Genomic DNA, 713 nt, shown 5'->3' on the forward strand with positions numbered 1-713 from the left:
TAATGAAGCTGCGGGCAGTCTTTAAGGACTTCTTCGATCGATTTGACGGGAAACCCTTTATCACCAACCATAATTCCGCTTTGAATACCGTTCTGTTTCACAAAACTGTCATAGGATGTCAGATCGAGCATATTGCCGGGAAAGCACTGCGAACAGATGGGCTCCATTTTTTCCAGATCAAATGCATAAAGTACGGAAATATCCCGTCTTCCTTTCAGTCTGGCCTTTCTGGAAAACTCCGAGAGCGTGTTTTGTCTGGAGTCGTTCGACTTCAGTGTTCCATCGATCAGAAGATGATCATCAATCCCAACTTTGGCTGCCCGGTTTTTCATGAACTTCAGAATTCGGTTGCATGTTTTACCAAGATCTTTTTGAAATGTACTGATCGTATTCTTGCTCATCGCGGTTTCTGGCATCAGCTCCGTCAGAAACGACTCATCGTAACTCTCTTTGAGTTCGCAGTCTTTGATATGCGGATAGCAGACGCGAAGAATGGCCATGCACAGAATCTTATCGGCGTCCTGACGGTTATAGACCTGAAGCAGTTCTTCCATCAATTCAGCGGACTGCCTGTAACAGAGCTCAACATTGGCCCAGTCTTTAAGAACTGTCTTAGATGTATGAACCGCTGGAGAAGTCGGTTCTTCAAGAGGTACGAATTTGCCATTAATGATGTGGCCGATAGTAGGACCATCGACTGGATAACAATGGCC

Annotated in this window: 1 pseudogene; it reads right to left on the reverse strand. The window is 45.3% G+C overall.

Features of this window, described 5'->3' with window-relative positions:
- A pseudogene (locus Afil_RS10680) lies at positions 1-713 on the reverse strand (hypothetical protein); the annotation flags it as partial.

This window comes from Allobaculum fili, assembly GCF_020969955.1.
Taxonomy (GTDB): Bacteria; Bacillota_I; Bacilli_A; order Erysipelotrichales; family Erysipelotrichaceae; genus Allobaculum; species Allobaculum fili.